14 protein-coding genes are annotated in these 14,614 nt (G+C 68.1%); 10 read left to right on the top strand and 4 right to left on the bottom strand.

The window, feature by feature from the left end; translation table 11 throughout:
• Nucleotides 1-15 precede the first annotated feature (15 nt).
• Together AC07OC_RS20420 and AC07OC_RS20415 are read right to left on the bottom strand one after the other, a co-directional pair.
• Nucleotides 16-1,068 (bottom strand): GGDEF domain-containing protein, encoded by a 1,053-nt coding sequence (locus AC07OC_RS20420; RefSeq protein ID WP_218293577.1) that lies wholly within the window; start codon nt 1,066-1,068, stop codon nt 16-18.
• A gap of 80 nt (nt 1,069-1,148) precedes the next feature.
• Nucleotides 1,149-2,330, bottom strand: coding sequence for an S-methyl thiohydantoin desulfurase domain-containing protein (locus AC07OC_RS20415; RefSeq protein WP_218293576.1), 1,182 nt, complete (start codon nt 2,328-2,330; stop codon nt 1,149-1,151).
• Between the two features lie 216 nt (nt 2,331-2,546).
• Between AC07OC_RS20415 and AC07OC_RS20410 the strand changes: the two genes are divergently transcribed.
• Both AC07OC_RS20410 and AC07OC_RS20405 read left to right on the top strand, forming a co-directional pair.
• Nucleotides 2,547-3,233 (top strand): DUF3334 family protein, encoded by a 687-nt coding sequence (locus AC07OC_RS20410; RefSeq protein WP_218293575.1) that lies wholly within the window; start codon nt 2,547-2,549, stop codon nt 3,231-3,233.
• Nucleotides 3,234-3,499: 266 nt separating this feature from the next.
• Nucleotides 3,500-3,826 carry a plasmid stabilization protein gene (locus AC07OC_RS20405; RefSeq protein ID WP_218293574.1) on the top strand — a complete coding sequence of 109 codons (327 nt, stop codon included), beginning with the start codon at nt 3,500-3,502 and terminating at the stop codon, nt 3,824-3,826.
• Nucleotides 3,827-3,937: 111 nt separating this feature from the next.
• On the opposite strand, the gene AC07OC_RS20400 is transcribed toward AC07OC_RS20405, so the two are convergent.
• On the bottom strand, nt 3,938-4,975 hold the full coding sequence (locus AC07OC_RS20400; protein ID WP_218341492.1) for a response regulator: 1,038 nt from the start codon (nt 4,973-4,975) through the stop codon (nt 3,938-3,940).
• Nucleotides 4,972-8,622 (bottom strand): hybrid sensor histidine kinase/response regulator, encoded by a 3,651-nt coding sequence (locus AC07OC_RS20395; protein WP_218341493.1) that lies wholly within the window; start codon nt 8,620-8,622, stop codon nt 4,972-4,974. The genes AC07OC_RS20400 and AC07OC_RS20395 overlap by 4 nt, the downstream gene beginning before the upstream one ends.
• 210 nt (nt 8,623-8,832) lie before the next feature.
• Between AC07OC_RS20395 and AC07OC_RS20390 the strand changes: the two genes are divergently transcribed.
• From AC07OC_RS20390 to ureG, 8 genes are all read left to right on the top strand, one after another.
• A complete protein-coding gene (locus AC07OC_RS20390) occupies nt 8,833-9,135 on the top strand; it encodes an urease subunit gamma (RefSeq protein ID WP_055399013.1) in 303 nt (100 codons plus the stop codon).
• A gap of 35 nt (nt 9,136-9,170) precedes the next feature.
• Nucleotides 9,171-9,785, top strand: a complete 615-nt coding sequence (locus AC07OC_RS20385; protein ID WP_218341494.1) for a HupE/UreJ family protein — start codon at nt 9,171-9,173, stop codon at nt 9,783-9,785.
• Nucleotides 9,786-9,811: 26 nt separating this feature from the next.
• On the top strand, nt 9,812-10,117 hold the full coding sequence (locus AC07OC_RS20380) for an urease subunit beta (protein ID WP_218341495.1): 306 nt from the start codon (nt 9,812-9,814) through the stop codon (nt 10,115-10,117).
• 91 nt (nt 10,118-10,208) lie between these two features.
• Nucleotides 10,209-11,927 carry an urease subunit alpha gene (ureC, locus tag AC07OC_RS20375; RefSeq protein ID WP_494602052.1) on the top strand — a complete coding sequence of 573 codons (1,719 nt, stop codon included), beginning with the start codon at nt 10,209-10,211 and terminating at the stop codon, nt 11,925-11,927.
• Nucleotides 11,928-11,938: 11 nt separating this feature from the next.
• Entirely contained in the window at nt 11,939-12,427 is a 489-nt protein-coding gene (locus AC07OC_RS20370) for a GNAT family N-acetyltransferase (RefSeq protein WP_370627868.1), read from the top strand.
• 76 nt (nt 12,428-12,503) lie between these two features.
• Complete coding sequence (gene ureE / locus AC07OC_RS20365) at nt 12,504-13,172, top strand: urease accessory protein UreE (protein WP_218341497.1); 669 nt, start codon at nt 12,504-12,506, stop codon at nt 13,170-13,172.
• Between the two features lie 35 nt (nt 13,173-13,207).
• Entirely contained in the window at nt 13,208-13,918 is a 711-nt protein-coding gene (locus tag AC07OC_RS20360; RefSeq protein ID WP_218341498.1) for an urease accessory protein UreF, read from the top strand.
• A complete protein-coding gene (gene ureG, locus AC07OC_RS20355; protein WP_218293566.1) occupies nt 13,915-14,595 on the top strand; it encodes an urease accessory protein UreG in 681 nt (226 codons plus the stop codon). Before AC07OC_RS20360 ends, ureG begins: the two co-directional genes overlap by 4 nt.
• Nucleotides 14,596-14,614 lie beyond the last annotated feature (19 nt).

The raw sequence follows: 14,614 nt of genomic DNA, 5'->3' as shown, positions 1-14,614 counted from the left end.
GGCGGCCCGCGGGCCTCAGGCTGCGACCACGCCGCCCGGTGCCTCGCCCGGGTTGGGCAGCACATGCACCCGGGCGTGCGCGGGGTGCGCATCCGCGCAGTGCACGGTGTTGCGCCCCGACTCCTTGGCGCGGTACAGCGCCTTGTCGGCGCGGTTGACCAGCTCCTCGAAATCCAGCCCCGAGCCCTGGTGCAGCGTGGCCACGCCAATGCTCACGGTGACCGAGATGCTGGCGCCTTCGTCGTTCACGGGCACGCTCATCGCCGACACGTCGTGGCGCAGCGATTCGGCCATGCGCTGGGCGCTGGCCCCATCGGTCTCGGGCAGCACGATGACGAATTCCTCGCCCCCGAAACGCGCCACGATGTCCACGCCACTGCGCTTGCGTGACGCACAGGCCTGGGCCACGGCGCAGATCACGCGGTCGCCCGCCAGGTGCCCCCACACGTCGTTGACGGGCTTGAACAGGTCGATGTCCACCACCAGCAGCGACAGGGGGTGGCCAAACCGTTGGGTCCGCTGGCATTCGTTGGCACCCAGTTCCATCAGCGTGCGGCGGTTGGACAGCCCCGTGAGCGCATCGTTGGCCGCCAGCAGCTCCAGCGCGGCATTGAGCTGCTGCAGCAGGCGGTTCTGCTCCACGAGCTGGCGGTTGATCTGGGCGATCTCGTCTTCCTTGCGCTTGCGGTCGTCGATGTTGAAGGTGACCCCGATGAGCCGCTTGCCCGGCGTGTCGCTGTGGCCGTCCATGATGCGGCCATAGTTCGCGTACCAGACCCAGTCGCCGCCCTTGGCGCGCAGGCGGAATTCGCAGCGGTACTGCGGCGTGACGCCGCAGAGGTGGTCGGCCACGGCCTGCCGGACACTGTCCACGTCCTCCGGATGGAACAGGCCGTAGATGTCCTGCACGCCCGAGACGATCTCCTCCTCGGTGAAGCCCAGTTCGAGGAAGGTCTTGGTCGCCTTGCGGGTGACATTGCCGGTCACCAGGTCGTTCTCCCACAGGTCCAGCCCGGCGGCCTCCAGCGCCAGCTCCAGCCGCTCCCGGTTCAGATCTGCTTCACCCATGGCGGCTTGCCTTCATCGCGCTGTCCGTGTCTTGGCCGGTTGCTGGCTGGTGGGCTGGTTGTCTGTCTGTCTGCGCATGGTCAGGCCGGGGGCATGGCGCCCGCGTAGCCGATGTTGCGCAGCAGCGACGCGAACGAGGCCACCACGCCCGGCGTGCCGTACAGCTGCGGCGCTGTCTGCACCGCGATCACGCTCACCATCCGGCCCGTGCTCTGGCCGGTGGCGGCATCGAAGTACAGCGCCAGATCGTCGCTGGCATTGGAGAACCCGCGCCCGGTGCTTTCGGAGTAGTAGCAGATCGAGTCCGGGGCAATGATGTCGGGCACCGCGCTCGACGACGAGTACATGATGAGGTTCTCGTTGAGGTTGTAGAGGTAGTGCGTCTGCGTGCTCTGGCGCGGATCCTGCGTGTTGTCCAGGCGGATGATGCCCGAATCCAGCGATGCGCTGGACGTGGACTGCGAGACCGAGGTGATGAAGAAGTTGGTCGCCACGGCGGCGGCGGGCCGGCCCGTGATGAGGGCGATGGCATCGGCCACCGCGCCCGTGGCCTGCGGCGTGCCGCTGTCCCGCAGGAACTGCCCCAGCGCGCGCGCCTGCTCCAGCGTGCCCGCGATGTAGCTGCCCGACAGCGCAAAGCCGTTGCCCGCGTTGGACGGCCACATCGCGATGCCGGAATACCCGCCAAAGCCGCCAACCACGCCGCCGGCCAGCGTTTCCACCCGCGCGGCCGTGCTCGCGCCCAGCACGGCGGATTCGATGTCGGCGGGGCTGGCCGCGTCGCTGGCCAGCGCCGCGGGGCACGGAGCCAGCGGCGGATTGCCGGTGAACGTGGTCTGCGGCAGCTCGGGCACCGCGCGCCCGGCTCCGTCGCCGTTGACCACCCAGACCGCCCCCCCGCCCATGGCCGCGCCGATCAGCGGCACCAGCGAGTTGATGGGCCCGATCTCCACCGGGATGTAGGCCCCCGGCGACGCCCCGGTGGCGTCCGCCAGCACCTGCACCGTGTTGCGGATGGAGTTCTGGATGGCGGCCAGCGTCAGGCTGTCGGCCGCGTCGGGCGAGCCCATGATGGCCAGCACGCAGGCGTTGGTCGCCCCGTCATAGTCCTGCACCTGGACGGTGCCCGTGAAGCCCTGGCGGGCCAGCTCCTCCAGGATGGAGCACGCGTCGTGGTAACTGCCACCGCCGCCACTGGCCAGCACCGCCGCGCCGTCCGCCACCGACTGGAACTCGTTCAGCCCGTAGGAATAAACACCCATCTCTCGCCCCTCTCATGGATGGCTGGCACGATACGCCAGCCCGGTCGGTTGTCAACCCGCGCCATCCCGCGCGGAACAAAGGCCAAAGCGTGGTAGGCAGCGGGCCGCGCCGCGGCCCATGGCGCGGAAAGCACTCTGGTTTCGCGCGGCGGCTTCGCCTATGCTCTGCCCAGCGCACCGCGCCAGAAATTCGACTGTCCGCCATCCACACACACCATGAGCCACCCTGAAAAAAACTCCGTCTACGGCACCGAAGACCTGCTGATCAGCCTGTGCAACTCCGTCACCCGCGTGCTGAACGTGGCCACCCACAGCCAGATCCACTACTCCGGCATGGTGCAGCGCATCAGCAAGACCTGCCTGAAGCCGGACATCGGCTGCTTCGTGCTGTTCGATGGCGGCTTCTCGGGCCTGGTGATCATCAACTTCTCGGCCACGGCGGCCATGGAGCTGTACGCCAACTACCTGCTGAACATGGGCATGTCCAAGGACGACCTGGTCACCTCCTACACCTCGGACGAGGTCAGCAACGTGATGGGCGAGCTCATGAACCAGGTGGTGGGCGACTTCACCGGCAAGGTGCGGCGCGAGCTGCAGACCCACATCACCCAGAACCAGCCCAAGATGCTGGTGCTGAACAAGCAGGTGATGCTGAGCGTGGACGCCAACCTGGACAAGCCCGAGGCGCGGCGCGTGACCTTCTACACCAGCAACAACAACATCTTCTACCTGGAGCTGGCGATCGACCGCACCGAATTCATCAAGCTCTACGACTTCGAGGCGCAGGAGGCCCCGGACCCGGATGCGCTGATGGCCCAGTCGCAGGCCGCGCCCCCCGTGCCCGCGCCTCCCCCCGCCGGGCAGGACGACACGGACGCGCTGCTCAAGTCGCTGGGGATGTAGCGCGGCCCCTGCGGCCGCCCCATGGCCCGCAGGCCATTCGCTATCAAAAAAGTAGCTCCCGGCGCTTGCCGATCGGGCGCCACGGCCATTTTTCATACCGCCACCATGGGGCATGGCGGCCCCGGCCGTTGTCAGCGAGGAGATCCGCTGTCCTACAGCTGCATGCCGGGCCTGCTGACGCACGCGGGCCGCGCGCCGGATAGATTGGGCTCAGATGCGGGGCCAGCTTGGCTGCCCCGCCCGCCAACCCATCGAAGGAGCCCGCCATGCCCCAAGCCCAGTGGAGCGCCAAGCGCGAACGCCAGTACGAACACATCAAGACCAGCCTGAAACAGCGCGGCAAGAGCACGGACACGGCCGAAGAGATTGCCGCGCGCACCGTGAACAAGGAACGCGCCCAGCACGGCGAAAGCAAGACCGCCAACCCCAAGACCTTGCGCGACACCCCGGCCCCGGTGCGCGGCGGCCAGCGGTCCCACCAGGGCGCGCAGGGCCGAACGCGCGACCAGCTGTACGAAGAGGCCCGGCGCAAGGGGATCGAGGGCCGCTCCAGGATGAACAAGCAGGAGCTGGAACGCGCGGTGGGCCGCTGAGCGGCACCCGGCCGGCCTTGCGCACCGCAGGCCCAGGCCTCACCAAAGCTATTAAATTGATAGCTTTCCGCGCTTATTCCACAAGCGTCAGCAGCCCAAAATACTGAAGAATCAGCCCTCGAACTGCGGGTGCAGCTGCCGGATGCGGTTCATCGCCATGGCGGCCGCCGCCGTGCGCGTTTCCACCCCCAGCTTGGCGAACACGCGTTCGAGGTGCTTCTTCACCGTGGCGGGGCTGGCGCCCAGGATGTCGCCGATGTCGCGGTTGATCTTGCCCTTGACCACCCAGTACAGCACCTCTGCCTCGCGCGCGGTGAGCTTGAAGGACAGGCTCATGGATTCGATGATCTTGGCGTCCGACACCTCGCGCATGACGATCAGCCAGTCGCCCCCGCCTTCGCTGTCGCCCGCCTGCTGGTGCAGGCGGAAGGTCAGGCGGCGCGCGCCCTGCTCGATGGCCAGGCGCGGCGGCTCGGCCAGCGCATGGGCCAGCAGCTCCGCCGCGTTTTCGGCGAGCACATGGCGGCGCAGCCAGGCCTGCACGATCCCTGGCGCCCAGGGGCTGGCTTCGCCAAAGTAGCCCTGCAGCAGTTCGCGCGCCAGCGGGGTCTGCCACACGATGCGGCCGTCCACCGCGCGCACCGTGATGCTGGCATAGCCGAAGGCATCGAGCGCATTGCGCGCCTCGCGGGCCTGGCTCGCGTCCTGGCGCGCCCTGCGCGCCGCGCCCAGGTGCACGCCCATGCGGGCCATCACCTCGCGCGGCTTGATGGGCTTGGTCACGTAGTCCACGCCACCCGCCTCCAGCGCGGCCACCAGGTGCTCGGTCTCGGTGAGGCCCGTCATGAAGATGATGGGGATGTGCGCGGTGGCGGGCGACGCCTTCAGGCGCCGCGCCACCTCGAAGCCGTCCATGCCGGGCATCATGGCGTCGAGCAGCACGATGTCGGGCAATGCCTGCGCGGCGCGCTGCAACGCGGCCTCGCCGTGCGTGGCCACGAGCACCGTGTAGCCCGATTCATCGAGCGCGTCGTGCAGCACGGCCAGGTTGTCGGGCACGTCGTCCACGATCAGGACCACGTCGCTGTCGCCGCGATCTAGGGCCGCGGCATGCACCGGCAGGGAGGGTGGGGTCGCGGTGGTCGTCACGGTGGCGCCTGCTCCAGGATGTGGCCCATGGCATCGAACTGGAACTGCCTGGCCAGCTGCCGCATGGTGCCGACAAAAGCGCCGTGCGCGGGCTGGCCGCGTTCGATGTCGTCCAGGGTGTTGAGGATGCCCCGGTAGTAGCCCAGCGCGACCACCTGGGCCAAGGCCGCCAGGGCGGTGGCATCGGGGTACGTGAGGGGCGCATCCGCTGCCGCGGGCAAGGCGGGGGCGGGGGCGGCGTCGGCCTCGCCGTGCTGCCACTGCAGGCCCAGGCGGCGCTCCAGCCAGTCCAGCAGCTCGGTGTGGCGCACGGGCTTGACGATGAAGTCCTCGGGGCGGATGTCCACGTCGTTGTCCAGCGCCTTGTCGAACGCATTGGCCGACACAATGGCGCAGTGGACGTTCGCGAGGTGCATCTGCCGCACGCGCCGCAGGGTCTCCCACCCGTCGATGCCCGGCATGGCCAGGTCCATGAAGATCGCGTGCGGCCGGTAGCCCGTGGCCAGCAGGTCCAGCGCGTCGTGCCCGCTGGCGGCCTGGCGCAGCTCGAAGCCCAGGGGTTCGAGCAGTTGCACCAGCAGCTCGCGGTCGGGCTCTTCGTTGTCCACCACCAGGATGCGGCGGCGGTCCCCCGCGTAACCCCTGCGCGCGCGCTGGGTGCGAGTGGCCAATGCGGCGGGCGCTGGCGCGGTCTTGCCCAGCGCGTCCCCATGCACCTCAGGCAGGAACAGCTTGACGTGGAACACCGAGCCTACGCCGGGGGTGCTGCCCACCGTCAGCTCGCCGCCCATGAGCGCGGTGAGCATCTTGGCAATGGTCAGGCCCAGACCCGCGCCCGGCGCGGCCGCGGTGTTGCCACCGCCCGAGCCGCCCCGCGCAAAGGGCTCGAAGATGCGCTCGATCTCCTCGGCCGTGAGGCCCGGCCCCGTGTCCTGCACCTCGATGCGCGCCATCTCGCGCGCATAGCGCACGCGCAGCGTGACGGTGCCGTGCGCCGTGAACTTGACCGCGTTGCCCAGCAGGTTGATGAGGATCTGGCGCAGGCGCTTTTCGTCGGCACGAACCACCTCGGGAATGACGCCCAGCACATCGAACTGGAAGGCCAGGCCCTTGGCGGCGGCCTGCAGTTCGAACAGGCTGGCCATTTCGTGCAGGCCATCGGCAAAGCGCATGGGCGTGACATCCAGCGTGAGCTTGCCGGATTCGATGCGCGCGATGTCTAGCGTGCCCTCGATGAGCGAGAGCAGGTGTTCGCCCCCCCGCCGGATCACGTGCACCGCCTGCTTGCGGTGCGGGGGCACGCCCGCGTCCTCGCCCATGAGCTGCGCGTAGCCCAGGATGGAGTTGAGCGGCGTGCGGATCTCGTGGCTGATGGCGCTGATGTAGCGGCTCTTGGCCTGGTTGGCCTGGTCGGCCGCGCGCTGGGCCGCCTCGGCCACCTGGCGCGCCTGCTCGGCCACGCTGCGCGCGGTCTGCAGGGCCTCGTCGGTCTGGCGGTGCAGCTCGATCTCGCGCACCAAGAGGCCCGTCTGGCGGTTGGATTCCTCCTGCGCCACCTGGCGGCTCTTGTGCGCCAGCACCAGCCACCAGGCCACGATGCCCGAGATGACCAGCAGCGCCAGGTAGGCCTTGAGCAGGCCGGAGCGCAACGCGACCTCCGGGGCGGCCAGGACTTCCGTGTCGGTCATCGCATTGGCGATGGTGTTGAGCTCCTGGTGGTACAGCAGCCCCATGACGGAGGCCAGCAGCGGCGCGATCACCAGCATCAGCAGCAGGAAGTGGCCCAGGCCCGTGTCCAGGTAGCGCCACATGGCGCGCGGCAGCACCCAGCGCAGGGCGGCAGACCATTGCACCGCCATGCTGGCGTCGGGCTTGCACAGGTCGCCGCAGCGCGCGTCCAGCGTGCAGCACAGCGAACAGATGGCGCCCCGGTAGGCGGGGCACTGGGCCATGTCGGGCGCTTCGTATTCGCGCTCGCAGATCACGCAGCGCTGCACGGTGTAGCGCACGTAGCTGCCCAGGGCCGCATCCATTCCGCCGCCGGCCTTGCGGCCCACCGGGCCGTGCAGGGGTACCGCCACCACGTCGGCCAGCGCAGCGGGCTCGGACTGGCGCGCGATGTAATAGCGCCCCCCGGTGGCCCAGGCAATGAGCGGTGCGGTGACAAACGCGACAGCCATCGCGATCACGGCCGAGAACGCCTGCGGCAGTGGGCCGAACAACCCCAGGTGCGCGCTGATGGACAGGATGGACGCGAGCGCCATCGAGCCCACGCCCACCGGGTTGATGTCGTACAGGTGCGCGCGCTTGAACTCGATGCCCCGGGGTGACAGCCCCAGCGGCTTGTTGATGACGAGATCGGCCACCACGGACATGATCCAGGCGATGGCGATGTTGGAGTACAGCCCCAGCACCTCGCCCATGGCGCGGAACACGTTCATCTCCATCAGCATGAAGGCGATCAGCGTGTTGAACACCACCCACACCACGCGCCCCGGGTGGCTGTGCGTGAGGCGCGAGAAGAAGTTGGACCACGCCAGCGAGCCCGCGTAGGCATTGGTCACATTGATCTTGAGCTGCGAGACCACCACGAACAACGCCGTGGCCGCCACCGCCCAGCCGTAGTGGGGGAACACATATTCGTACGCGGCCAGGTACATCTGGTTCGGGTCCACCGCCCGGTCGGCCGGCACCATGTGTGTGAGCGCCAGGTAGGCGAGCAGCGCACCGCCCAGCATCTTGAGCACCCCCAGCACCACCCAGCCCGGTCCGCCCACCAGCACGCCCAGCCACCAGCGCCCGCGCGTGGCGGGCGTGCTGGCGGGCATGAAGCGCAGGTAGTCGGCCTGCTCCCCCATCTGGGTGATGAGCGCAATGCCCACCGTGAGCGCCGCACCAAACAAGGGCAACTGGAACGTGGCACCGCGCATCGATTCACCGCCGTAGTGCACAACCCCGGAAAATGCACCAGGATCGCGCACCAGCACATAGGCGAACGGCACCACCAGCATCACCAGCCACAGCGGCTGCGTCCACACCTGCAGGCGGCTGATGGCCGACACACCGTGGGTGACGAGCGGAATCACCACGATGGCGCAGATGAGGTAGCCCCAGGTGGGCGGGATGTCGAGCGCCAGCTCCAGCGCATAGGCCATCACGGCGGCTTCGAGCGCGAAGAAGATGAAGGTGAAGCTGGCGTAGATCAGCGAGGTGAGCGTGGAGCCGATGTAGCCAAAGCCCGCGCCGCGCGTGAGCAGGTCCATGTCCACCCCATAGCGCGCCGCATACACGCTGATTGGCAGCCCCGCCAGGAAGATGATGAGCCCCGTGGCCACGATGGCCCAGAAGGCATTGATGAAGCCGTACTGCACCAGCAGCGTGGCGCCCACGGCTTCCAGGATCAGGAAGGAGGCCGCGCCAAACGCGGTGTTGGCCACGCGCCATTCGGACCACTTGCGAAAGCGCTGGGGCGTGTAGCGCAGCGCGTAGTCCTCCATGGTCTCGGTGGCCACCCAGCTGTTGTAGTCGCGCCGGACCTTGACGACCTGCTGCGGGGCCTGCTGGGGCTCGTGTGCAGCCATGCCGGGCTCTGTCGGCTGCAGCGGGGTGGCGTCAGCAGGGGCGATGGAGGCGGTGTGGGAAGGCATGGGCAATGGCGGCGGTCACCCCTTCAGGTGCAGTTTCCATGCCACTGCACCTGGGGACGTGCGCCAGATGACGTATGGCGGGCACGGGGCTTGCTGCCTATGATGGAACAGCTCTCGCCAGATCACCCCCGTGCGCCATAGCACGCCCCTCGTGGTCACCCCGCATCGGCTGACGCGCGAGCCAACAACACCAGCATTGAGTACAACGACATGGAACTGACGCCTCGCGAAAAAGACAAGCTGCTGATCTTTACCGCCGCCCTGCTGGCCGAGCGCCGCAAGGCCCGGGGCCTCAAGCTCAACTACCCCGAGGCCATGGCCCTGATCAGCGCCGCCGTGATGGAAGGTGCCCGCGACGGCAAGACCGTGGCGCAGCTGATGAGCGAGGGCCGCACGGTGCTGACCCGCGCGGACGTGATGGACGGCATCGCCGAGATGATTCCGGACATCCAGGTCGAGGCCACCTTCCCCGACGGCACCAAGCTCGTCACCGTGCACCAGCCGATTGTCTGACCCCTTTTCTCCCTCTTTCTCTCTGTGGAGCCCCCATGCGCATCGCACTCTCACACCGCCACACAGCCGCTCTTCTCTTCATGGCTGCCAGTGCCATCAGTACCAGTGCCGTTGCCCATACCGGCGCTGAAACCCACATCCACAGCAGTTTTCTGAGCGGCTTTGCCCACCCATTCTTTGGCCTGGACCACCTGGCCGCCATGGTGGCCGTGGGCCTGTGGAGCGCCCTGGCCGCGCGCGGCGCCGGCCGCGAACTGCTGTGGGGCCCCGTGGGCTTTGCCGCCATGCTGCTGGCGGGCGCCGTGCTGGGCCTGCAGGGTGTGGCACTGCCCGCGGTGGAACCGATGATTGCAGCCTCGCTGCTGGCCACCGGCCTGCTCGTCGTGTCGCGCCTGCGCGTTCCCGGCCTGGTGGCCGCGCTGGGCGTGGGGGTGTTTGCCGTGTTCCATGGCGTGGCCCACGGCCACGAGCTGGCAGGCAGCGACAGCGCCTGGCAAACCCTGGCGGGCATGCTGGCCGCCACCGTGCTGCTGCATGGCGCGGGCCTGGCGGCGGGCTGGGCGCTGCGCCACCGCCACGTGTGGCTGGCGCGCGCTGCGGGTGCGGGCGTGGCAGTATTCGGTGGTGCGCTGCTGGCGCAGATGGCCTGAGCCAATCCGCCCCACAGGAGCATCCCATGATCCCAGGCGAACTCTTCACCGAACCCGGCGAACACCCGCTCAACACGGGCCGCCGCACCCTCACGCTGGTGGTGCGCAACACCGGCGACCGCCCCATCCAGGTGGGCTCGCACTACCACTTTGCCGAGACCAACAACGCACTGGGCTTTGACCGCGCCGCCGCACGCGGCATGCGGCTGAACATCGCATCGGGCACGGCAGTGCGCTTCGAGCCTGGCCAGGAGCGCACCGTGGAACTGGTGGACTACGCGGGCCAGCGCCGGGTGTATGGCTTTCAGGGCCTGACGCACGGCGCCCTGTAGAAATATCAAGCCAAAACGGCCTCCAGCGCCTGTTGAACAAGCGCTGGCAGCTATCAAAAATATAGTCATCAGTTCTCGCGGAGCACACCCCATGGCAACCATTGGACGACGCGCCTACGCCGAAATGTTCGGCCCCACCGTGGGCGACCGCGTGCGCCTGGCCGATACCGAACTCATCCTCGAAGTCGAGGCCGACCACACGCTGCGCGCCGGCAGCTACGGCGAAGAGGTGAAGTTCGGCGGCGGCAAGACCATCCGCGACGGCATGGCGCAAAGCCAGCGCAGCAATGCACAAGGCGCGGTGGACACGGTGCTGACCAACGCCCTGGTGGTGGATCACACCGGCATCTTCAAGGCCGATATCGGACTCAGGGCAGGCCGCATTGCCGCCATCGGCAATGCGGGCAACCCCGACACCCAGCCGGGCGTGGACATCATCATCGGTCCCGGCACCGAGGTCATCAGCTGCGAGGGCAACATCGTCACCGCGGGCGGCATCGACAGCCACATCCACTTCATCTGCCCGCAGCAGATCGAGGAAGCCCTGGCCAGCGGCGTGACCACCATGCTGGGCGGCGGCACCGGCCCCGCCACGGGCACGCTGGCCACCACCTGCACCTCCGGCCCCTTCAACCTGGAGCGCATGCTGCAGGCGGCCGACGCCTTCCCCATGAACCTGGGCTTTCTGGGCAAGGGCAACGCCAGCCTGCCCGAGGCGCTGCATGAGCAGATCAACGCAGGCGCCATTGGCCTCAAGCTGCACGAGGACTGGGGCACCACCCCCTCGGCCATCAGCAACTGCCTGGACGTGGCCGAAGCCACCGACACGCAGGTGGCCATCCACAGCGACACGCTCAACGAATCGGGCTTTGTGGAGGACACCATCGCCGCCGTGGGCGGGCGCGGCATCTGCGCCTTCCACACCGAAGGCGCGGGTGGCGGCCACGCGCCGGACATCCTGCGCGTGGTGGGCGAGGACAACTTCCTGCCCAGCTCCACCAACCCCACCATGCCCTACACGCACAACACGCTCGATGAACATGTGGACATGCTCATGGTGTGCCACCACCTCGATGCCAGCATTGCCGAGGACCTGGCCTTTGCCGAAAGCCGCATCCGCAAGGAGACCATCGCCGCCGAGGACATCCTGCACGACCTGGGCGCCATCAGCATGATGTCCAGCGACAGCCAGGCCATGGGCCGCGTGGGCGAAGTCATCCTGCGCACCTGGCAGACCGCGCACAAGATGAAGGTGCAGCGCGGCAGCCTGGCCGGCGACACCGCCCGGAGCGACAACACGCGCATCAAGCGCTACGTGGCCAAGTACACCATCAACCCGGCCATCGCCCACGGCATCAGCCACGAGGTGGGCTCGCTGGAGGTGGGCAAGTGGGCCGACATCGTGATCTGGAAACCCGCGTTCTTCGGGGTCAAGCCCGCGCTCATCCTGAAGGGCGGGCTGATCGCCATGGCCGCGATGGGCGACCCGAACGCGTCCATCCCCACGCCCCAGCCCGTGCACTACCGGCCCATGTTCGGCGCGTTCGGCGGGGCCATTGCCAAGACATCGCTCACCTTCGTGTCGCAGGCAGGCTTGCATGCCGGCATCGGCGAGCGCTTCGGCCTGCGCAAGACGCTGTCCGCCGTGCACAACATCCGCGGCATCCGCAAGCGCGACATGGTGCACAACAGCTACACCCCGAAGATGGAAGTGGACGCCCAGACCTACACCGTGCGCGCCGACGGCCAACTGCTCACCTGCGAGCCCGCCACGGTGCTGCCCATGGCGCAGCGGTACTTCCTGTTCTGAGGTCGCGCCCCGTGAATGCTGTGCTGCAAGACCTGCACATCCGCCTGGACGACCTGAGCGATCCACGCATCGAAGCCTTCATGCAGGAACACCTGCAGGACATGTACGCGGTGTCGCCGCCGGAAAGCGTGCATGCCCTGGAGATGGACCAGCTGCGCCAGCCCGGCATTGCCTTCTGGTCCGCCTGGCTGCCTGACGCGGAGGGCGACATGCTGGTGGGCACCGGCGCGCTCAAGCAGCTCGACGCCACCCACGCCGAACTCAAGTCCATGCGCACCAGCGCCCGCCACCGGGGCCAGGGCATCGCCCGCCAGTTGCTGAACCACCTGCTCCACGAGGCCCGCTCGCGCGGCTTTGCCCGCGTGAGCCTGGAGACGGGCCCGCAGCCCTTCTTCGAGCCCGCGCGCCAGCTGTATTTCCAGCACGGCTTTGCCGAGTGCGGCCCCTTTGCCGACTACGGCCCCGACCCTTACAGCTTCTTCATGACCCGTCAGCTGTAAACCGGGGGCGCCCAACAGGGTTGCGCCCCTGGCCGACAATGCACGGTCTACCGCTGGAACAAAGAAAAGAAACGCCATGATCCAAGCCTCCAAGCTCATCCCCCAAGGCAAAGGCCTTGCTCCCGTTCTGGTCAAGCGCGCCGCCACCATCGAGCTGGACTGGGACGTGCGCCAGAAAAGCCGTTTCGCGGCCACCGACTCCGCCGGGCGCGAGCTGGGCATCTTCCTGCCGCGCGGCACGCTGGTGCGCGGTGGCGATGTGCTCGTGGCCGAAGACGGCTCCATGGTCCGCGTGATCGCGGCGCCGCAGCCCGTGCTGGTCATCACACACTGCGCCAACCATGGCAGCCCGTTCGACCTGACCCGCGCCGCCTACCACCTGGGCAACCGCCATGTGCCCATCGAGCTGCAGCCCGATCACCTCAAGATCGAACCTGACCACGTGCTGGCCGACATGCTGCGCGCCATGCACTTGATCGTCAAAGCGCAGGACCTGCCGTTTGAACCCGAGGGCGGCGCCTATGCCGCAGGGCACGGCGGCCATGACCATGACCACGGGCACGATCATGGGCATTCCCACGATGCCGGCCAGGGTTACGGCCATGCGCACGGACACGAACAGGGCGCCGCCCCGGCCCGCGCCCGCCCCGTGGCCATCCCGGTCGTCGCCCAGGGCCATGTGCACGGCCCCGGCTGCAACCACGGCCATGACCATGACCATGAAAGCCACGGGCACAGCCACTGACGGGCTGCGTACCCCCCTTCCCCCCCTTCCCCGCCATGCGCCTCGAACGCCCCGCCCCCCTGCCGGCAGCCAGCCTGCTGCAGCTCATCTGGCTCGCCTCGCCCGCGCTGCCCGTGGGCGGTTTTTCGTATTCCGAGGGGCTGGAAAGCGCGATTGAAAACGCAGGCATCGCCAGCGAAGCCGCCGTGGCCGACTGGCTGCTGGACCAGTTGCACATCACCCAGGCACGCGGCGACATGGCCCTGATCGCCAAGGCCGTGGGCGCCTGGCGCCGCGCCGACTGGGCGCATGTGCGTGAACTCAACGACTGGGTGCTGCACACCCGCGAAACCAGCGAACTGAGGCTGCAGACCGAGCAGATGGGCCGGTCGATGGCCGACTGGCTGCGCAACCAGCACCAGGACGATGAAGAGACCCTGCCCAGCATCCGCCACCTGGCCGCACTGCCCCCGACCTACCCCGTGGCATTCGCGCTGGCCGCCTCCACCACCCAGGCGCCCGTGCGCGACGTGCTGCTGGCCTACGCCTTTGGCTGGGCCGAAAACATGGTCCAGGCCGCACTCAAGTCCATGCAACTGGGCCAAAGCGCCGGCCAGCGCATCCTGGCGCGCCTGGCCGATGCCATCCCCCCCGCCGCCGACTACGCCATCGGCCTGATGGACAGCGAGCGCCAGGCCTTTTCTCCCATGCTGGCCATCCTGAGTTCCCAGCACGAAACCCAATACTCCCGCCTCTTCCGATCATGACCACCAGCACCCTGCACCACATCCCGAACCGTACCAAGCAACTGCCCCCCCTGCGCGTGGGCATCGGCGGCCCGGTAGGCTCCGGCAAGACCACGCTGCTGGAAATGCTGTGCAAGGCCATGCGCGACGACTACGACCTCATCGCCATCACCAACGACATCTACACCAAGGAAGACCAGCGCCTGCTGACCGTGAGCGGCGCGCTGCCCCCCGAGCGCATCCTGGGCGTGGAGACCGGAGGCTGCCCCCACACCGCCATCCGCGAAGACTGCTCCATCAACCTCGAAGCCATCGACCGCATGCTGGGCGAGTTCCCCAATGCCGACATCGTGTTCGTGGAAAGCGGCGGCGACAACCTCGCCGCCACCTTCAGCCCCGAGCTGAGCGACCTCACCATCTACGTCATCGACGTCGCCGCCGGCGAAAAAATCCCCCGCAAGGGCGGCCCCGGCATCACCAAGAGCGACCTGTTCATCATCAACAAGACCGACCTGGCCCCCCACGTGGGCGCCAACCTGGACGTCATGCACGCCGACACTACCCGCATGCGCACCAACGCCCAGGGCCTCAAGCCCTTCGTGATGACCAACCTCAAGACATTGGCAGGCGTGGCCGATGTGGTGAAGTTCATCGAGACGCGCGGCATGCTGCAAAAACCCGCGCCCGCCGTGGGCTAGAATTCGCGCCTTCCCTCCC

Source organism: Acidovorax sp. GW821-FHT10E04 (assembly GCF_059415185.1).
The sequence above is the reverse complement of the archived record's forward strand: the minus strand, read 5'-3'. Positions and strand labels throughout refer to the sequence as shown.